Origin of the sequence: Streptomyces sp. NBC_01433, from assembly GCF_026340105.1 — a bacterium.
Taxonomy (GTDB): domain Bacteria; phylum Actinomycetota; class Actinomycetes; order Streptomycetales; family Streptomycetaceae; genus Streptomyces.
Genome location: NZ_JAPEPM010000001.1, coordinates 43,309 through 62,825, shown reverse-complemented (window position 1 = coordinate 62,825; position 19,517 = coordinate 43,309). Strand labels below are relative to the sequence as shown.

General features: G+C 69.2%; 14 protein-coding genes and 2 pseudogenes. 13 read left to right on the top strand and 3 right to left on the bottom strand.

The features are described from left to right. Positions 1 to 1,182 precede the first annotated feature (1,182 nt). From OG413_RS00265 to OG413_RS00235, 7 genes are all read left to right on the top strand, one after another. Positions 1,183 to 2,589, top strand: a complete 1,407-nt coding sequence (locus tag OG413_RS00265) for a DUF4192 domain-containing protein (protein WP_266802170.1) — start codon at positions 1,183 to 1,185, stop codon at positions 2,587 to 2,589. 103 nt (positions 2,590 to 2,692) lie between these two features. Continuing rightward, entirely contained in the window at positions 2,693 to 2,842 is a 150-nt protein-coding gene (locus OG413_RS00260; RefSeq protein WP_266802168.1) for a hypothetical protein, read from the top strand. A 265-nt stretch (positions 2,843 to 3,107) separates the two neighbouring features. Beyond that, positions 3,108 to 3,872, top strand: a complete 765-nt coding sequence (locus OG413_RS00255; RefSeq protein ID WP_266802166.1) for an NUDIX domain-containing protein — start codon at positions 3,108 to 3,110, stop codon at positions 3,870 to 3,872. Between the two features lie 182 nt (positions 3,873 to 4,054). After that, positions 4,055 to 5,791 (top strand): ATP-binding cassette domain-containing protein, encoded by a 1,737-nt coding sequence (locus tag OG413_RS00250; protein ID WP_266802164.1) that lies wholly within the window; start codon positions 4,055 to 4,057, stop codon positions 5,789 to 5,791. A gap of 160 nt (positions 5,792 to 5,951) precedes the next feature. Beyond that, entirely contained in the window at positions 5,952 to 6,839 is an 888-nt protein-coding gene (locus OG413_RS00245; protein ID WP_266802162.1) for a FadR/GntR family transcriptional regulator, read from the top strand. A gap of 322 nt (positions 6,840 to 7,161) precedes the next feature. Next, positions 7,162 to 8,709 carry an RNA polymerase sigma factor gene (locus tag OG413_RS00240; RefSeq protein ID WP_266802160.1) on the top strand — a complete coding sequence of 516 codons (1,548 nt, stop codon included), beginning with the start codon at positions 7,162 to 7,164 and terminating at the stop codon, positions 8,707 to 8,709. Between the two features lie 161 nt (positions 8,710 to 8,870). Next, the gene (locus tag OG413_RS00235) at positions 8,871 to 9,701 is read left to right on the top strand and encodes a trypsin-like serine protease (protein ID WP_266802158.1); all 831 of its coding nucleotides are present in this window, start codon (positions 8,871 to 8,873) and stop codon (positions 9,699 to 9,701) included. A 104-nt stretch (positions 9,702 to 9,805) separates the two neighbouring features. Here the strand turns inward: OG413_RS00235 and OG413_RS00230 are convergent, their stop codons facing one another. Beyond that, complete coding sequence (locus OG413_RS00230; RefSeq protein ID WP_073721947.1) at positions 9,806 to 10,039, bottom strand: hypothetical protein; 234 nt, start codon at positions 10,037 to 10,039, stop codon at positions 9,806 to 9,808. A gap of 444 nt (positions 10,040 to 10,483) precedes the next feature. Here OG413_RS00230 and OG413_RS00225 point away from each other — a divergent pair, with 444 nt between their 5' ends. The 6 genes and pseudogenes from OG413_RS00225 (at position 10,484) to OG413_RS00200 (ending at position 17,095) form a co-directional block, all read left to right on the top strand. Next, entirely contained in the window at positions 10,484 to 12,616 is a 2,133-nt protein-coding gene (locus OG413_RS00225; protein ID WP_266802156.1) for a type IIA DNA topoisomerase subunit B, read from the top strand. A gap of 123 nt (positions 12,617 to 12,739) precedes the next feature. Next, positions 12,740 to 13,258 (top strand): DUF1453 domain-containing protein, encoded by a 519-nt coding sequence (locus tag OG413_RS00220; RefSeq protein ID WP_266802155.1) that lies wholly within the window; start codon positions 12,740 to 12,742, stop codon positions 13,256 to 13,258. Next, on the top strand, positions 13,255 to 14,418 hold the full coding sequence (locus tag OG413_RS00215) for a sensor histidine kinase (RefSeq protein ID WP_266802154.1): 1,164 nt from the start codon (positions 13,255 to 13,257) through the stop codon (positions 14,416 to 14,418). The genes OG413_RS00220 and OG413_RS00215 overlap by 4 nt, the downstream gene beginning before the upstream one ends. Further along, entirely contained in the window at positions 14,415 to 15,092 is a 678-nt protein-coding gene (locus tag OG413_RS00210) for a response regulator transcription factor (RefSeq protein WP_266802152.1), read from the top strand. The genes OG413_RS00215 and OG413_RS00210 overlap by 4 nt, the downstream gene beginning before the upstream one ends. Before the next feature lie 43 nt (positions 15,093 to 15,135). Continuing rightward, positions 15,136 to 15,681, top strand: a pseudogene (locus tag OG413_RS00205) (DUF485 domain-containing protein). Then, positions 15,678 to 17,095: pseudogene (locus tag OG413_RS00200) on the top strand (cation acetate symporter). The pseudogenes OG413_RS00205 and OG413_RS00200 overlap by 4 nt, the downstream one beginning before the upstream one ends. Positions 17,096 to 17,120: 25 nt before the next feature. Here the strand turns inward: OG413_RS00200 and OG413_RS00195 are convergent. Both OG413_RS00195 and OG413_RS00190 read right to left on the bottom strand, forming a co-directional pair. Beyond that, positions 17,121 to 17,798: a response regulator gene (locus tag OG413_RS00195; protein ID WP_266802150.1), complete on the bottom strand. Its 678-nt coding sequence runs from the start codon at positions 17,796 to 17,798 to the stop codon at positions 17,121 to 17,123. After that, positions 17,795 to 19,468 carry a sensor histidine kinase gene (locus OG413_RS00190; RefSeq protein WP_266802148.1) on the bottom strand — a complete coding sequence of 558 codons (1,674 nt, stop codon included), beginning with the start codon at positions 19,466 to 19,468 and terminating at the stop codon, positions 17,795 to 17,797. Before OG413_RS00190 ends, OG413_RS00195 begins: the two co-directional genes overlap by 4 nt. Between the last annotated feature and the right edge of the window lie 49 nt (positions 19,469 to 19,517).

The window sequence follows — 19,517 nt, the reverse complement described above, 5'->3', positions numbered from 1 at the left end:
TCGATCTGGTCGAAGAAGGTTACCTCAGGTGACTATTGCCCTGTACACGCAGTGGATCCACGTCGAATCATCGACCGCCTGTGTGGCATTTCTGACAGGTAAATTTATGTTAACAACAGGTTTTATTTGGACCCAAAACGCTTTGAGCCCGTAACGCGACCTTGTTGGGATGCGGCGGTCGGGCGTCACCGGTCAGGTGATTCGGCCGTTCGGGGGTGCGAGTGCTCGGCCGTGGATCGTGGATGACGACTCGCGGGCACTGATCGAGCCGCTGCTGCCGCCGTGGGTCGGAGCGGGCGCCGGGGCCGTGGCCGGTGGCGCACCGGTTGTGTCCGCAGGGCATCCTGTACGTCCTCTGCAGCGATATGGCCTGTCAACTGCTGCCATTGGGGATGGGGTTCGGCGCCGGGCAGACCTGCCGACGGCGTCTGGATCGGTAGCAGAAGGCCGGGGGTCTTCGACCAGCTGCACCGCATCCTGTTCGCCGAGCTGAATGTGGTCGGCGCACTGGAACACTTCCGCACGCACACACCCGAGTTCATCGCGGCCAACCGCAACCCCGGGCCCCTCATCCCTCACAGAGCAGGAAGCCACGCTCATCGACCGGTGCGACCAGTCCTTCGGCGCAGGACCGTCCGGGGAAGAGACCGGCAACCAATCCGGAAGGACGGCGCTGGGGCTGGAGGACGGCCCCGAGCTGATCGAACTCACCAGGGCTGTCGTCTCCGGCACCGAGCCGGCCCCGCCGCCAGCACGCCCAGCCAGGCGAACCGTCGGCCCGCCCCCGCTCCCGGTGAACCCAAACGCTTCTGGTCTCCGCCGTTAAAACACGCCGGTCAGCCAGCCGCCCGGGCAACGGCGAGAACGCAGCGAGGTCGCGACGAAGTACACCGCGGACTTGTCTCAACCGGTGCGTTGCGCAACCAGCGCTCTGCGTTTTCGGGCGACGAGCGCCTTGCCGGCCGGCCACTGGTCCTCGCGCAGCCCGGCCGTACCGGTGGGTTTCCCGACTAGGCGGGCAAGTACGGAATCGCCGAAAAGCCCTGAGCTCCGCACGGTCTGCTTTGGTCATGCCGCCATGCAACCCGATGGCTACGACAATCCGCGAACGACGACACAGCCCTGTGGATAACGTTATCCACAGGGGTCGCGGAAATCGGCTGATCGCGGGACGGTCATGCCATGAACAAGCACCACGAATCCACCGGCCCGGCCGACGAGCAGCAGATCACCCTGCGCGGTCCCGCCGAACTCGCCGACGCACTTCCCTACCTCATGGGCTTCCACCCGAGCGACAGCGTGGTCATGGTGGCTCTGCACGGCGGTCGGGGCCGTTTCGGCGGCCGACTCAGGCTCGGTATTCCGCAGTCGCCGAAGGAATGGGGACCCGTCGCGGATCAGCTCGCGGAATGTCTGATCTCGGGCAGCGAGCGACGAGGTTCCCGACCCGACGCCATCGTCATCTTCCTCTGCCAGGATCCAGTGGGGGGTGAGAGCGCCGGTCAGACCATGGAGCGTCTGAAACCCCTGGCCCAGCGTCTGCGCACGGCTTGCGGCGCACTCGACGTACCCGTTCTGGAAGCGCTCTGCATCTCCGACGGCCGCTACTGGTCCTACTGCTGTCCCGATGGCCGCTGCTGTCCGACGCAGGGAAACCCCCTCGCGCTGCCCGGCACCACGGTGATGGCCGCCGCGGCCACGTATGCCGGAATCCAGGTGAGGGGGTCCCTGCGGGACATGGAGGAGCGGCTCGCACCGTGGCAGACCGCAGCCTCATCCGCGCAGTGCCACGCGCTGGACACGGCCGGGGCCTCGCTGGTTTCCAGGATTCTGGATACCGAGGGGCGGGGCGAAGTGGCAAAGGAGACGCTTGAGCTCGCCCGGGTACTCATGGATCGTCTCCGGCAGGCACCCTCGGCCGTGCCATCGGTCACTGACCGGAGTGATGACCACCTGATCAGCCATGACGAGGCCGCAGCCGTGATCCTCGGGCTTCAGGACCGGGAGACCCGGGACAAGGCCGCAGAATGGATGGAAGGCGCCGAAGCGGATTCCGCTTTGAGGCTGTGGCGGGCGCTCGCCCGCCGGTGCGTCGGCCCCTATGTGGAACACTCCGCCGCCCCGCTCACCCTGGCGGGCTGGGTCTCCTGGTCGACCGGTGACGAGCCGGGCGCGCGAGTCGCTCTGGGGCTGGCCCTGCGCGCCGACCCCGACTACACCTTCGCTCAACTGCTGCACCAGGCGTGCAACGAAGGGCTGGACCCGGAGACGCTGCGCCGTTGTCTGCGCGGCGAAGACGGCGCGGACGGCGGTGTCCTGAACGGTGGCACCAAGGGCAGTGGGACCCCGAGCAACGGACTCAGGAACAGTGGCGTGCGCGGAGGTGCCACCCACAGCGCCCGCCGTGAGGGCCGCGCGCGCCTTCGTGCGGAGCACAGGCCCCGGCCTCGCCCGGCGCGTCGGACGCCGTCGGACGCGAAGGCGAGGAGGGCGACGCCCGGTTCTGCCCGTCCGGGTACATCCGTAGCCCGGCGCAGGACGCGGGATGCCGGGCGGTACGGGCAGCGGGGAACCAGGAGCGGCCGATGACGGCGGTGTCCCGGCGGCGCCGGGGCCGTTCACAGTTTGTACCGGAGGCCGTACGATCTGTCGCGCTGCGGATACGGCGGCTGCGAGCGCACAGTCGGCGCGGATGAACCCGATGCCTCACTGTTCTGCTCCAGCGCCCCTGGACCCGGTCGACGAGCAGGCCAACGCGCAGATCAACGAGCAGGTCAAGGAGGCCGTCCGGATACCGTCGCGTGTTCCCTCGATGCGGGCACGCGCCCCGGACCCCGGTTGATCCGGGCCTCGTCCGGCCTTGTGGGGGAGCGGACTCCGTCCGTGCGCCCATGCAGCAGCGGGGCATCCGTGCCGCTCTGCCGCGTACGGCGGTCTCGGCCGAGCGACGTCAAGCTGACCGGCCGGCGGTTGGCGGCCCGCCGGTCTCCGGCCACCGACTCCTCCCGCTGCCGTCCCGGCATCCGCGGCGAACCACCTGCGGGATTCGGCATCGCGAGGATGACGAATGGAGTGTTTATCGTCAGGCAGACGACTATGATCGCGGCATGCCGCCCTACGACCCGTCGACGTTCCCGCCCTTCGCTGTCACCGTGGACCTGGTCGTGCTCACGGTGCGCCGTCACGAACTCTGCGCGCTGGTCGTACGGCGAGGGGAGCCGCCGTTCCAGGGCCGGTGGGCACTGCCCGGCGGGTTCGTCAGGGCGGACGAGGACCTCGGAGCCGCGGCCGCGCGTGAGCTCGTCGAGGAAACCGGACTCTGCGCACATGACCCGGCAACCCCGGCGGTGGGCAACGGTGCGCACCTCGAACAGCTGGCCACCTACGGGGATCCGGCACGCGACCCCCGGATGCGGGTCGTGAGCGTCGCTCACCTCGCGCTCGCCCCGGATCTTCCCGCGCCTCGTGCGGGCGGTGATGCGAACAGCGCGCGCTGGGCGTCCGTCGTGGACGTGCTCCGTCCCGATGACGGGCTGGGCCGGGACGGCGAACAGTTGGCACTACTGGCCTTCGACCACGCGCGGATCCTCGCGGACGGGGTGGAGCGAGCCCGTTCCAAGATCGAGTATTCGTCGCTGGCCACGGCGTTCTGCCCGCCGGAGTTCACGGTCGGCGAGCTGCGCAGGGTCTACGAGGCGGTGTGGGGCGTGGTTCTCGACCCCCGGAACTTCCACCGCAAGGTCACCGGCACGCCCGGCTTCCTGGTGCCCTCCGGAGGGACGACCACAAGGCAGGGAGGTCGCCCCGCACAGCTGTTCCGGGCCGGTGCGGCCACCGTGCTCAACCCGCCGATGCTGAGGCCCGAGGTCTGACACACCGCAGGTTCACGAGCCGGGGCGTGAAGCCGCGACGCCCATCGAGGTGTCCGGCCTGTACCTGCGGAACGCCCGTCGGCCCGCTGCTGCGCAAAAAGTCCTAAATATCGCGTTATGTTGCTGCGGTACCCACCTGCCGCCGAGCGGTCTCACCTTCCGCGAGAAACGCGAGAGAAGCGATGCTCCAGGCCATCGGACTCACCAGCAACCCCCGCCGCGACGCCCTGCCCGCCGTGGACGATCTGACCTTCGAAGCCCCACCCGGCCGTGTCACCGTACTGCTCGGTGCTCCCGGCTCCGGCAAGACCACGGCACTCCGCTTGATGCTCGAACTCGACTCCGGGCGGGGCGTCACCTACTTCCGGGGCCGGCCGCTGCACCGCATCGCCCACCCGGCGCGGGAAGTGGGCGTACTCCTCGGTGACGTGCCGGGCCACCCGTCCCGTACGGGCCGCGGCCAGCTCCGTATGCTCTGCGCCGCTGCCGGTGTACCCGCGGTCCGGGCCGACGAGGTGCTCGAAGTCGTCGGCCTTGCCGGACTCGGGGACCAGCGCATCGGCAGCCTCTCGGTCGGAATGGACCGTCGACTCGGTCTCGCGTCCGCACTTCTGGGCGATCCGCACACGCTCCTCCTCGACGAGCCCGCGGAGGGGCTCTCGCCGCGGGAGAACAGTTGGCTGTACGGGCTGCTGCGCGCCCACGCGGCTCAGGGAGGCACCGTGCTGTGCGCCGTCAGTGATCCCAAGGAGGCTGCCCGTACGGCTGATCGGGTCGTCACCATCGACAGTGGGCGCCTCGTCGCGGACCAGGACGTCGCCGACTTCTCCCGCACCCGGCTGCGCCCGCGCGTCGCCGTCCGGACTCCGCACGCCGCCCGGCTTGCCGCAGTGGTCAGCCGTGAGGCGCGCGCCGCTCAGCGTTCCGTCGAGGTGGTGGCCGAGGCGAGTGGTCGTCTGTCGGTGTACGGCAGCAGCTGCGCCGAGATCGGGGACACGGCGTTCAGGCACGGTGTCCCGGTTCATCAACTTGCCGACGAGGTCGGCGACGCCGGGCCCACGGCCGCCCCGGAAGCGGCAGCCGTACCGCGGCAGGCATCGTCCGTCGCCCTCTCGGAACTGCCGCCGCCGATTCCGGTACGACCCGCCCGCGGGCCGCTCCGCCCCCTGCGCTACGAACTGCGCCGCCTCCTCGGCGTCAGAACAACGACCATGATCGTGGTGGCTGTTCTGGTGGCGTCGGCAGGGCTCGCGGTCCTTCTCGCCCGTACGGACGGGACACCTCTGTCGCACCTCCTGGCCGCTTGGCCCGCTCTGTTGCCGCTGCCTCCCGCGGCGCTCGGTGCCGGACTGCTGGGCGCCCTCTCCTTCGGGGACGAGTACAGGTATCCAGCGCTGGCCGCAGGCCGTGGGACGGTCCCGCGGCGTCTCGGGCTGCTCCTCGCCAAGCTGGCGGTCACGGCGGGTACCGCCCTCCTGCTCGCGGTGCTCGTCGTGCTCTGCGACGCACAGGCCCTTCGCCTCGCCTACGGCCAGGAGTTGATCCAGGTCCCGTCAAACGCTGTCCCGCTCGCCGCGAGTTGGGCGGGCCTCACTGTCGGCTGCGCCTGGGCCGGTCTACTGGCGGCGGGGGTCTTCCGGGTGGCCGGAGCCGGAGTCGCCGCGGTCCTGGCTGTTCCGGTACTCATCGTTCCGCTTGTCCAGAAGGTTCTGGCGGGTCCATCGGCGCGATCGATCGCGGGGCTGCCGGCCCGGCTGCGGGAGCTGGCCTGGTGGCAGCTTCCGCATGAGGCGGACCGATGGGTCCTGGCAGTCGCGCGGGTCGTGGCGCAGCCCGTGGGCGCGGCGCTCACCTTGTCGCTGTCGGCCCTGATCTGCGCCTATGTGTTCACCAGCCTTCGCGGCAGGGCGCGTTGGTGACCACAACGTTCCCAGTGAGCCGTACGGCAGCCGCAACTCCCTTGAAAATGCCTGTTTTGTGACATTATGTCGTCAATTGCGGGGCGATCGCCGATCACCCTTTCGTGTGCTTTTCACCAAAGACCTCAAGGGGCGGGCGCGCCAGGCCGACAAAGGATGCGTGAGTACCCTTGCGCACACCATGATGACCGCCGCCCGCTCCGCCGACTCCGGCCTCGCTGGGTCGGGCGAACTCGACCGCTATCCCTATGCGGAGGCACCGGCCGGCGAGCGCGCCGCGATCCGCTCCTGGGGCGGTCCCGATTCCGAGTTGGGGCGAGCCGGCCGGCGCGGATCGGCCAGCCGTGGACGCGGCCTCCACGGTCAACTCGTTCAGCAGTTGGGTCAGATGATCGTCTCCGGTGATCTGGGCGCCGACCGACCGCTCGTTCCTGAAGAGATCGGCCAGCGCTTCGAGGTCTCCCGCACTGTCGTACGTGAGTCCCTGCGCGTTCTGGAGGCCAAGGGCCTGGTCAGCGCGCGCCCCAATGTGGGTACCCGGGTGCGGCCGGTCAGCGACTGGAATCTGCTGGACCCCGACATCATCGAATGGCGGGCCTTCGGTCCCCAGCGCGACGACCAGCGTCGCGAGCTGGCCGAGCTCCGCTGGACGATCGAGCCGCTCGCGGTCAGGCTGGCGGCCGGGCACGGCCGTGAGGACATCCAGCAGCGGCTCGGCGACATGGTCGAGATCATGGGGCACGCCCTGGGGCAGGGGGACGGGATCACGTTCTCCCGGGCGGATGCCGAGTTCCACTCCCTGCTCATCCAGGCCGCGGGCAACCGGATGCTGGAGCACCTTTCCGGGATCGTCTCGGCGGCTCTGCATGTCTCGGGCGGCCCCGTCACTGGCTGTGACCGTCCGACCGAGGCATCGGTTGCCCACCACGCCCGGATCGCGGATGCCCTCGCCTCCGGCGATTCCGCGGGCGCCGAGGCGGCCATGCGTCAACTGCTCGTCGTCCACCCGGAGGTGGAGCGGGTGGTTCCCGCGCCGCGCGAGCACTGACCACAGCACGGCCGGGGTGCATGGACCCTGTGCCGCCGGACCCTCGGTCCGGCGGCACAATTGTGGGGGGATGTCACCCATGGCACTGTTCGTCGCAAATGAGGTGTGACTCGGGCCACGCGGATTGGGCGTAACACTCCTCGAAACAGTGCGATGACTTAAGAGGTGACCGTCGCGGAAGGAATACAGCAGCCATTCAGGGCGCTGTGCAGTTCTGAGGCCAAACCCGCGCCGTCGGCGACATCCCCAGTCGACGGTCGTCGGCTCCAGCCCTCTCCAGGGCCGGGCCGGAAGCCGTTTCCATCGTTCCGAGAGGTTGTTCGTGTCGGCCAGCACATCCCGTACGCTCCCGCCGGAGATCGCCGAGTCCGAGTCTGTGATGGCGCTCATCGAGCGGGGAAAGGCTGATGGGCAGATCGCCGGCGATGACGTGCGTCGGGCCTTCGAGGCTGACCAGATTCCGCCAACCCAGTGGAAGAACGTTCTGCGCAGCCTCAACCAGATCCTCGAGGAAGAGGGTGTGACGCTGATGGTCAGTGCCGCGGAGTCGCCGAAGCGCGCCCGCAAGAGCGTCGCAGCGAAGAGCCCGGTCAAGCGCACCGCCACCAAGACTGTCGCGGCGAAGACGACCGTGACCAGGACCGTCGCGGCCACTGCCGCCCCGACGGCCCAGAGTGCGGACGCGGTGGCCGACGACGCCACTGCGGCCGCTCCCGCGAAGAAGACGGCGGCCAAGAAGACGGCTGCCAAGAAGACCGCGGTGAAGAAGACCGCGGCCAAGAAGACAGCCACGAAGAAGTCCGGCAAGCAGGACGACGAGCTCCTCGACGGTGACGAGGCGGCCGAGGAAGTCAAGGCCGGCAAGGGTGAGGAAGAGGAGGGCGAGGGCGAGAACAAGGGCTTCGTCCTCTCCGATGACGACGAGGACGACGCGCCTGCCCAGCAGGTCGCCGTCGCCGGTGCCACGGCCGACCCCGTCAAGGACTACCTGAAGCAGATCGGCAAGGTCCCTCTCCTCAACGCCGAGCAGGAGGTCGAGCTCGCCAAGCGCATCGAGGCGGGCCTCTTCGCCGAGGACAAGCTGGCGAACTCGGACAAGCTCGCGCCGAAGCTCAAGCGCGAGCTGGAGATCATCGCCGAGGACGGGCGCCGCGCCAAGAACCACCTGCTGGAGGCCAACCTCCGGCTCGTCGTCTCACTGGCCAAGCGCTACACCGGCCGCGGCATGCTCTTCCTCGACCTGATCCAGGAGGGCAACCTCGGCCTGATCCGTGCGGTCGAGAAGTTCGACTACACCAAGGGCTACAAGTTCTCCACGTACGCCACCTGGTGGATCCGCCAGGCGATCACCCGCGCCATGGCAGACCAAGCCCGCACCATCCGTATCCCGGTGCACATGGTCGAGGTCATCAACAAGCTCGCGCGCGTGCAGCGCCAGATGCTCCAGGACCTGGGCCGTGAGCCTACCCCGGAGGAGCTGGCCAAGGAGCTCGACATGACCCCTGAGAAGGTCATCGAGGTCCAGAAGTACGGTCGTGAGCCGATCTCCCTCCACACCCCTCTGGGTGAGGACGGCGACAGCGAGTTCGGCGATCTGATCGAGGACTCCGAGGCAGTCGTTCCGGCGGACGCGGTCAGCTTCACGCTCCTCCAGGAGCAGCTGCACTCGGTGCTCGACACGCTCTCGGAGCGTGAGGCCGGCGTGGTCTCGATGCGTTTCGGTCTCACCGACGGTCAGCCGAAGACGCTGGACGAGATCGGCAAGGTCTACGGCGTGACGCGTGAGCGCATCCGTCAGATCGAGTCGAAGACCATGTCGAAGCTTCGTCACCCGTCGCGTTCCCAGGTGCTGCGCGACTACCTCGACTAGGCCGCAGCCGAACAGAGCGAGACACACAGGCCGAGGGCCCGGTACCCCAGGGGGAGCCGGGCCCTCGGCCTGTGCCGCTCTGCGTGCCGTGTGCGGGTGCGGGCACCCCCGCACTGGACAACTCTGAGTGGACCTTGTCCACCGTAGAGTCAGGAGCCTCTATGTCCCGCACCGTCGTCCCCGCCCTGACAGGGGCGCTCGCCCTGGCCGCCGCGGCGGCACTGATGCCGCTCGGATCCCCGGCCGCCGCGGCCGCGGACACCATCATCATCGGCGGGCAGCCCGCCGCTGTGGCGGAAAGCCCTTGGGTTGTGGCCCTGTCGAGCCGTGACCGGTTCGGAGGAACGCGCGCGGGTCAGTTCTGCGGCGCGGTGGCCGTGGCCCCGACGAAGGTGCTGACGGCCGCCCACTGCCTCAGCGGCGCGGTGCTCGGTGGTGACGTGGGCCAGGTGCGCGATCTGCGGGTCATCGCGGGACGGGACCAGCTGCGCGGTTCCGGCGGGCAGGAGATTCCGGTACGGGATGCCTGGGTCAATCCGGAGTACGACCGGGGCACGAACGCCGGTGACTTCGCGGTGCTCACTCTGGCCACGGCCTTGCCGGAGAGCAGTGTGATCGCGATGGCCAGGGAGGGCGACGTCGCCTATGCGGCGGGGACCGATGCGGTGGTCTACGGGTGGGGCGACACGACCGGCAGCGGGACATACGCGTCAGCTCTGCGCTCCACCCGTGTCCGGCTTCTGCCGGACAGTGAGTGCGCCCGCGCGTACCCGGGCGGCCAGGAGGGCACCTACGACGCCTCAGCGATGCTCTGTGCGGGCGACCCGGGGGGCGGGCACGATGCCTGCCAGGGGGACAGCGGCGGGCCTCTGGTGGCCCGTGGACGGCTTGTGGGCCTGGTCTCCTGGGGCAGCGGGTGCGGGCGTGCCGACAGCCCCGGGGTGTACACCCGGATCTCCGCGGCCATTGGGTGGGCGGCGGGCCGAATCTGAACCGAGGGGCCGCGAAACGACGAGAACGGGCGGCTCCCCCTCATCGGGGAGTCGCCCGTCGGCCGGTCCTGGACCGGCCCCTGGCTCGTCGTGGATGCGAGGTATCAGTGTTGTTCCTCTTCGGCGGCACTGGCCTGTACGGCGGTGAGCCGATCCGTCTCATCCTGTATTTCCGCGGCGATCTTCTTGAGTTCCGGCTCGAACTTGCGTCCGTGGTGGGCGCAGAAGAGCAGTTCACCGCCACTGATCAGGACGACGCGCAGATATGCCTGGGCGCCGCAACGGTCACAGCGGTCTGCTGCGGTCAGCGGGCTCGCGGGGGTCAGAACAGTAGTCACGTCGCCTCTTCTCTAGCTCGACGAGCTGTCGTACCAGGGTCAACATCCAACCAGGCCGAAAACGTTCCCGCTCGTGGCTTTTCTTCGAAACTTCTTCTCAGGATGGCTGTCTGTTGACGGTTGGCGGCGAATGTGCCGTATTGCGTAGCGCTACGGTTTCGCATTGCTTGTCTTGGGTCAGTCCGCCGGCCGGCTTGCCGGTTGTTCATGAGGACGTGCCCGGAGCCTAAATGGTTCATGCCTCGAAGGGAACGTGATGTGCACGTCACTCCAACGAATGATCGAACATTCATGCGAGCCTGGAAGTGGCTCGACTAGCATGAGGATTCCCCGAGGGTGGCGTTACAACCGCTCTACCAGGCCTCGGTAGGCTCTCAGCGGCTACCGAAGCCGAGCCCGTTACCCACTTGGGCCCCAAATGAAATTCAGCGAGGAGCGAACCGCGTGACCGCCGATACGTCCGTGCCGTCCACTGCGCTGCTGACCGGAGCAGGCGGCGCCGTGGACAGGGACAGCTCCAACTACACCGCGCGGCACCTTCTCGTGCTCGAAGGGCTCGAGGCGGTTCGCAAGCGCCCCGGGATGTACATCGGGTCCACCGACAGCCGCGGCCTCATGCACTGCCTCTGGGAGATCATCGACAACTCGGTCGATGAGGCACTCGGCGGGTACTGCGACAACATCGAGGTCATCCTTCACGACGACTCGTCCGTCGAGGTCCGCGACAACGGTCGTGGCATCCCGGTCGACGTGGAGCCCAAGACCGGTCTGTCCGGCATCGAAGTCGTCATGACCAAGCTGCACGCCGGCGGCAAGTTCGGCGGCGGTTCCTACGCGGCGTCGGGCGGCCTGCACGGCGTGGGCGCCTCCGTCGTCAACGCGCTCTCCGCCCGCCTGGACGTCGAGGTCGACCGCAACAGCGCGGTCCACTCCATCAGCTTCCGGCGCGGGGTCCCCGGCATGTTCACGGAGCAGGGGCCGGACAGCCCGTTCGATCCGGCCAATGGGCTGCGCAAGGGGAAGCGGGTTCCGAAGACCCGTACCGGTACCCGGGTGAGGTACTGGGCGGACCGGCAGATCTTCCTCAAGGACGCCAAGCTCAACCTGGAGAACCTGTACCAGCGGGCCCGCCAGACAGCGTTCCTCGTCCCCGGTCTCACGATCGTCGTGCGCGACGAGCGAGGGATCGATGGCGAGGGCAAGACGGAAGAGGTCTTCCGCTTCGACGGCGGGATCAGCGAATTCTGTGAGTACCTGGCTCAGGACAAGGCGGTCTGCGACGTCCAGCGCCTGACCGGAACGGGCACGTTCAAGGAGACGGTCCCGGTCCTCGACGATCGCGGGCACATGACCCCGACCGAGGTCACCCGTGAGCTCGGTGTCGACATCGCGCTGCGCTGGGGTACCGGGTACGACACCAACGTCAAGTCCTTCGTCAACATCATCGCCACCCCCAAGGGCGGCACGCACGTGTCCGGATTCGAGCGTTCGCTCACCAAGACGGTCAACGAGGCGCTGCGCTCCGCCAAGATGCTGCGGGTGGCCGAGGACGACGTCGTCAAGGACGACGCCCTGGAAGGCCTCACGGCGGTCGTCACCGTACGGCTCGCGGAACCGCAGTTCGAAGGGCAGACCAAGGAGGTGCTCGGTACCTCGGCCGCCAACCGGATCGTCGCCAATGTGGTGGCCAAGGAGCTCAAGGCGTTCCTGACCTCGACCAAGCGGGACGCCAAGGCCCAGGCCAGGGCGGTGCTCGAAAAGGCGGTGGCAGCCGCCCGTACGCGCATCGCGGCACGTCAGCACAAGGATGCCCAGCGCCGCAAGACCGCGCTGGAGTCCTCCTCGCTGCCGGCCAAGCTCGCCGACTGCCGCAGCGACGACGTGGACCGCAGCGAGCTCTTCATCGTTGAGGGCGACTCGGCGCTCGGTACGGCCAAGCTGGCCCGGAACAGTGAATTCCAGGCCCTGCTGCCGATCCGGGGCAAGATCCTCAATGTCCAGAAGTCATCCGTTTCGGACATGCTCAAGAACGCCGAGTGCGGCGCCATCATCCAGGTCATAGGAGCTGGGTCCGGACGGACCTTCGACATCGACTCCGCCCGCTACGGAAAGATCGTTCTGCTGGTCGACGCCGATGTCGACGGCGCCCACATCCGATGCCTGCTGCTGACCCTTTTCCAGCGGTACATGCGTCCGATGGTGGAGGCGGGACGCGTGTTCGCCGCGGTTCCGCCCCTGCACCGGATCGAACTGGTCCAGCCCAAGAAGGGCCAGGACAAGTACATCTACACGTACTCCGACGGCGAACTGCGCCAGACGATGCTGGAGCTCCAGCGCAAGAACGTCCGGTACAAGGATTCGATCCAGCGCTACAAGGGTCTCGGTGAGATGGACGCCGACCAGCTGGCGGAGACCACCATGGATCCGCGCCACCGCACGCTGCGCCGGATCAACATCGGGGACCTGGAATCCTCCGAGCAGGTCTTCGATCTGCTGATGGGCAACGAGGTCGCGCCCCGCAAGGAGTTCATCACCAGCTCGGCGGCCACGTTGGACCGCTCGCGCATCGACGTCTGACAGGTCTCCACCCGTGGGTGGAGACCACGTCTCCACCCACGATCAACCCCCGGGCCGATCTGCTGGGCCCGGCGGCTCCGTAGCGTCGAAGGCGATGAACCTTCCCGCACTTCGGAGGCTGCCATGTCCGGGCTTTTCAACGTCCTGGTGATCGTCGCTGTCATCGCTCTCGTCGTGGTCCGCCAGTTCTCCGCGCGGCGGATCGCCGAGGACAAGCGCTGGTGGCTTCTGCCAGGCGTTCTGCTTGTTCTCTCCGTGCGTGAGAAGGGACTGACCGATCCGCGCCACGAGGCGCTGTCCCTGCTGATTCTCGGGGTCGGACTCCTGGTGGGACTGGTCACCGGCGCCGGCTGGGGCTGGACGGCCCGGCTGTGGCGTGAGCAGGACGGCACGCTGTGGAGCCGAGGCACCGGAGCCACCGTCTTCGTGTGGACCGGTGGAGTGGCTCTGCGGGCGGCTCTGGCCGGGGCCGCGCTGCTGCTGGGCGTACACCAGGGCACTGCCGCATTGCTGGCCGCGCTCGCGATGACGCTGTTCGCACGTGGCGGGGTGCTGACCTGGCGGGCCCGGCAGATGCGTCCGTCGTACGGTGTCGCTGGCGAGGGCATATCGGCGCGACCGGCCCGAAAGGACCGCGTGTGACTCGCAGCGCCTGGACGAGCTGGCCGTCCCGGGAAGCCCTCGCCAGGATGAACCGGACCCATCACCGGGCCATGATCGGGTGGGCCGTGCGGGTGGCCGTGCTGGCAGGTCTGCTCTGGAGCACCTACAACGACACGGGATTCGGGCCGTGGGGGATCCTGACCGGCCTCCTGGGAGTGGCGGGCTGCGCCGTGGTCGCACGGGCCTTCCTCCGCACCACTCTGCGTCATCGCCTATGGCCGTCGCTGGCACTGCTGGTGCTCCTCCTGCTCGCGGCGTTCGGGGCACAGGAAGCGGGGGCCGGGATGCTCGCCACGGTGCTGTGGTGCGGATGTGCGGTCACGGCTCTGGAGCGGCTCCCGCTCAGCGCGGCCGTGCCGTCCACGCTGGTCGCCCTCGGCGCCTATGCGGTCGTCGAGGGCGACGGATGGCTGACCACAGCGGTCACCACCGGGGGGCTCTGCCTTGCGGGGTATGTCCTGCGGCTCGACGCGGAGGCCCGAGGCAACAGCCAGCGGCTTCTGGAGCAGGAGCGGGCCGCGAGGGTGGCGGAGGCCGGGACGGCCGCGCTGGACGAGCGTTCCAGGATCGCCCGCGAGATCCACGACGTGCTTGCCCACAGTCTCTCCGCACAGCTCGTGCACCTGGAGGCGGCCCGGCTGCTGATCGAGCGGGAACCGCCCGGCGAGTTCCGGGATCAGGTTCTGGCGCGGGTGGTCGCCGCCCGGTCCATGGCGCGGGACGGGCTCACGGAGACCAGGCAGGCGCTCTCCGCGCTGCGCGGGGAGATGACCCCTGTGGAGGACTTCCTGCGCCATCTGGTGCTCGCCGACCCGGCCCGGGTGACGGTGCGGGGAGAGCGCAGGCACCTGCCGGTGGAAGCCTCCCAGGCGGTCAGGAGGGTGGCGCAGGAGGCGTTGACCAACGTACGCAAGCACGCGCCGGGGGCCACCGTGCTCGTGACGCTGGAGTACCTGCCTGACACCGTCGCCCTGGAAGTACGCGATTCGGGTGGTTGCCGGTCCGCGGACGAGCTGGCTGTCAGCGGCTCCGGTTACGGTCTGCTGGGGATGAGGGAGCGTGCGGAACTGCTCGGCGGAACGCTGGACGCCGGGCCGGGTGAGGAGGGGTTCGTGGTGAATCTGCGGGTGCCCGCGTGAGCGCGCGGGTGGTGGTCGCCGACGATCAGTCGGTGGTCCGCGAAGGCATCGTCATGCTGCTGGGCCTGCTGCCCGGAATCGAGGTGATCGGATCCGCGAAGGACGGGGACGAGGCGGTCCGGCTCGTGGCCGAGCTCGCCCCGGATGTCGTCCTGATGGACCTGCGGATGCCCCGCTGCGACGGGGTGGAAGCGACACGACGTATCCGCCAGGAGTACCCCGGCACCCAGGTCGTGGTGCTCACGACCTTCGCGGACGACGACTCGCTCCTCACCGCGCTGCGGGCCGGAGCGCGTGGCTATCTCACCAAGGACGCCCGGGGCGAAGAGATCGTGCGGGCCATCGAGGCGGTGATGTCGGGCGAGGCCGGACTGTCACCCACCGTGCAGCGGCGTCTGGTGGAGCGGGTCACCGCGGCCCCGGTCCCGGACGTCCGGGACGCCGCAGGGGAGCTGCCGGACGGGCTGACGCCCCGTGAGGCCGAAGTGCTCGTGCTGGCTGCCGAGGGGCTGTCCAATCCGGAGATCGCCCGCAGCCTGCACATCTCGAAGGCGACGGTGAAGACCCATATCAACAACCTCTTCGCCAAGACGGGGGTGCGCGACAGAGCGCAGGCGGTGCGCTATGCGTACGTTCGGGGACTCGCACATCCGTCCGGACCTTTCGTCACCTGAAGAGGTGAAGCCCGGCGAATGATGTGCCCGGGAACTTCCCGATCTGCCCAGGGTTGGCTGCGCGGCCAAGAAGGCCCGTGGACAAGAGAGTTGTTCGGCGAAGAAGGGAGCAGGGCCCGATGCCGCAGGGGTGCGGCTGGTTGACCCGTGGTACGACGAAACGCCGGTCCCCGGTCGGGGCGAGCCGGACGGCGTCGGCTGCGGCGCACCCGGTGGCCACCCGGCAGTGCTCTGGGGCCGGCGGGTCCGCGGCAGGGTCTCAGCGCGGCCGACATCTATGTGCGGGTGCAGCGCAGCGAGGCGTTTCGCGAGGTGCGCCGCCGGTATCGGCGTTTCGTTGGTTCCCGCCGTTACCGCCTTCCTTCTCTGGTACCTCGCCCACGTCGTCGCGGCGACCACGGCGAGCGGGCTGATGGCCCGTCCGGTGGCGGGTGCCGTCAATGTCGCCATGGTCGCGGGGCTCGGGCAGTCCCTCACCACGTTCCTGCTCACCTGGGCGCATTCCCGCCACGCGCGACCGCGCAGGGACCGGGCGGCGCTCGATCTCCGGTGGGACACCCAGGAGATGACGAGTGGTGTCACGCGTTGAGAGGGGACCACCAGACGCTGGCGCTGCTGCTGTTCAGCGCGTTCATCGCCGTGACGCTCGGCATCACCACCTGGGTGAGCCGTAACCGGCAGGGCTCCGCAGAGGAGCCTTACATGTCGGCGGCCTCATTCCTCGGGATCTCCGGGCTGATCGCGCTCTTCGGCTACGGCGGCATGCTCTACTCGGTCGGCTTCCTGGTCGCCTGGCTGGTCGTCCTGCTGCTCGTCGCCGAACTCGTCCGCAAATGCGGCCGGTTCACGCTCGCGGATGTGGTCGCCGCGCGCATGGCCGAGCGCCCGGTGCGCACCGCCGTCGGCACCTCGTCCGTCACTGTCTCCGTGCTGTACCTCGTGGCACAGATGGTGGGGGCGGGCAGCCTCGTCGTCCTGCTGCTCGGCGGTACGAGCGATGCCGCCCGGTCCTGGACCGTGGTCGGTGTCGGAGCGCTCACGGTGATCTATGTGTCGCTGGGCGGGATGCGGGCCACCACCTGGATCCAGATCGTCAAGGCCGTTCTGCTGATGGCCGGGGCCATCGCGCTCACGGTGCTCGTCCTGGCGCACTTCCACAGCAACGTCAACGCCCTGCTGAACACCGCCGCCGAACGCAGCGGCCACGGCAAGGAGTTCCTTTCTCCCGGGCTCAGGTGCGGCGGGGACTGGACGGCACGCTTCGACTTCATCAGCCTGGCACTGGCACTGGCACTGGTCCTCGGTACGGCCGGACCGCCGCACATCCTGTCGCGCTTCTGCACCGTGCCCACCGCGCGTGCCGCCCGCCGTTCGGTCGTCTGGTCCATCGGCCTCATCGGCGGTTTCTACCTGATGACGATCGTGCTCGGGTTCGGGGCGGCTGCGCTCGTCGGCCCGGCGGACGTACGGGCCTCGAACGCGGCCGGGATCACGCTCGCTTCCTTCGCCTCCGTCGCCCACGACCTCTACGCTTCGCTCCGGCGTCCCGCGGCCAAGCGGCACGGCGAGGTCGCCGTCGCCCGGATCGCCGCCGCCTGTATCGGGGTGGTCGCCATCGCGCTGAGCCTCATCGCCCAGAATCTGAACGTGGCCTTCCTGGTGGGTCTGGCCTTCGCCGTGGCGGCCTCGGCGAACCTTCCGGCGCTGCTCTACTCGCTGTTCTGGCGGAACTTCACCACCCGGGGCGCGGTCTGGGCGGTCTACGGCGGGCTGATCCCCTCCGTCGTCCTCGTACTGCTCTCCCCGGTCGTCTCCGGGAGCCCCGCCTCCCTGTTCCCGGGGGCGACTTCCAGCTCTTCCCCCTGGAGAACCCGGGGCTCGTTTCCGTCCCGCTGGGCTTCCTGGCCGGATGGATCGGCACGGTCACCTCACCCGGGCCACCCGACGAGGCCAAGCACGCGGAGACGGAGGCCCGTGCCCTGACAGGGGCGGGTGCGGTGTAGTGGGGGAGCTCAGCCCCGGGCGGTTCTAGGTGCCTGTCGTCCAGGTGTAGCGGTGTTCCGGGCGGCCCGTCTCGCCGTAGCGCAGGGTCAGGCGGACCCGGCCGGTGCGTTCCAGGAGCTTCAGATAACGCTGGGCCGTCTGGCGGCTCATTCCGGCGCTGTCCGCGATCTCCTGGGCGGAGAGCGGGTTGTCGGCGGTCCGCAGCGCCTGTCGGACCAGTTCCGCCGTGGTCGGCGAGTGCCCCTTGGGGAGGTCGGGGTCGCCCGCTGCCCACAGTGCGCCGAAGAGCCGGTCCACCTCGGTCTGCTCGGCCTCGCCGTCTCCGTCGAGGGCGTGGCGCAGTGCCGCGTACGCCTCCAGTTTGGTCCGCAGACCCGCGTACGTGAACGGCTTGACCAGGTACTGGAGTGCCCCGTGCCGCATCGCCGCCCGGACCGTGGCGACGTCGCGTGCCGCCGTCACCATGATCACGTCGACGTGATGGCCGATACCGCGCAGTTCACGTACCACCGCGAGGCCGTTCCTGTCGGGAAGGTAGTGGTCGAGCAGGATCAGGTCCACGGGGACCTCCTCGACCCTGGCGAGGGCCTCGGCCGCGGAGTGGGCCTGCGCGGCCACCCGGAAACCGGGCACCTTGGCGGCGTAGGCCGCGTTGATCTGCGCGACCCGGATGTCGTCGTCCACGACCAGGACCTGGATCAACGGTTCTCTCCTGACGTCGCCGGATGCGCGGGGCCCGGCGTGCCGCCCGGCTCCGGTTCGCTCAGGGCTTCCGGCAGCACGACCGTGAACACCGCTCCGCCGTCCCCGGACTCCGCGACGGCCACACTGCCGCCCTGGCGCTCGGCCAGCCGTCGCACCAGTGGAAGTCCCAGACCGCGCTTGCCGTGCGCCGGGAGCTCCTTGGTCGACCAGCCTTCCGTGAAGATCGACTCGTACTGGCCGGGCGGTACGCCGGGACCACTGTCATGGACCCGCAGAACCACCGTACGGCCTTCCGTCCGCAGGCCCACCTCGATGCGCGCCTCGGCGGAGCCGGCCGCCGCGTCCAGGGCGTTGTCGACAAGGTTGCCGACGACCGTGACCAGGCCCCGGGGGTCCACCAGCCGGTCCGGCAGCAGCGAGCCGGGGGCCATGCGCAGCGAGACACCGCGCTCCGCGGCGACCGTGGCCTTGCCGACCAGCAGAGCGGCCAGCAGCGGATCGCGTACCTTCTCGGTGACCTGTTCGGCCGTCGCCCGGTGGACCCCGACGACCTCGGTGACGAACTCCATCGCGTCCTCGTGCATCTCCAGCTCCAGGAGGCCGAGGAGGGTGTGCAGACGGTTCGCGTGCTCGTGGTCCTGGGCGCGCAGCGCATCGATCAGGCCACGGGTGGAGTCGAGTTCACGGCCGAGGTGTTCGAGCTCCGTGCGGTCGCGCAGGGTCACCACGGCACCACCGTCGTCCGTGGGCATCCGGTTGGCGAGCAGGACCCGGCTGCCCCGTACGGTCAGGAGATCGTCACCGACGACACGGCCGGCCAGCACATCCGCGGTCCGCCCGCTGCCCAGCGCCTCGTCGAGGGGACGGCCGGCGGCGTCCGGGCCGAGGCCCAGCAGACGCTGTGCCTCGTCGTTCAGCAGCCGGACGCGTCCCGTCCGGTCGAGAGCGACCACTCCTTCGCGGATGCTGTGCAGCATGGCCTCGCGTTCTGTCAGGAGCGCGGAGATATCGGAGAACGCCAGGTCATGGGTCTGCCGCTGGAGGCGGCGGGAGATCAGATAGGCGGCCAGCGCGCCGACGGCCAGCGCGCCGCCCGCGTACGCGAGCAGCCCCGGGATCGCCGCGAGCAGCCGGGCGCGGACGCTGTCGTACGCGATTCCGACCGAGACCGCTCCGACGACCTGGCCGGAGGCGTCGAGAAGCGGCACCTTGCCGCGGGCCGAGCGGCCGAGAGTCCCGCTGTCGATCTCCATGACGTCCCGGCCCGCGAGCGCCTCGCTGGGGTCGGTGGACACGACCCTGCCGATCCGGTGGGTCTCGGTGTGCGACCAGCGCACTCCTCTGCCGTCCATGATCACGACGTACTCGGCACCGGTGGCCCGTCTGATCCGCTCGGCCACGGACTGCACGGGGCCTCGCGGCGAGGGCTCCGTGGTGAGGAGGTCCCTCGCGATCTGCGGCTGGGCCGCCGTGCTCTGGGCGATGGCGAGGGCGCGGCGCATCGCCTGGTCGTCGAGCTGGGCACTGAGCGGGGCCAGGAAGAGGCCGGTGACCAGCACCGTGACACCGGTGATGATGGTCAGCTGCATCAGCAGTACCTGGGAGAAGACCCGCTTCGGCCAGCCGAACCGGCGCGGTCCCCGGACGGTGGTCGGTGGGGTGCTCATCGTACGAACGGTAGAGCCAGCTCCCGCCCTTCCGGAAATCTCGCCGGAT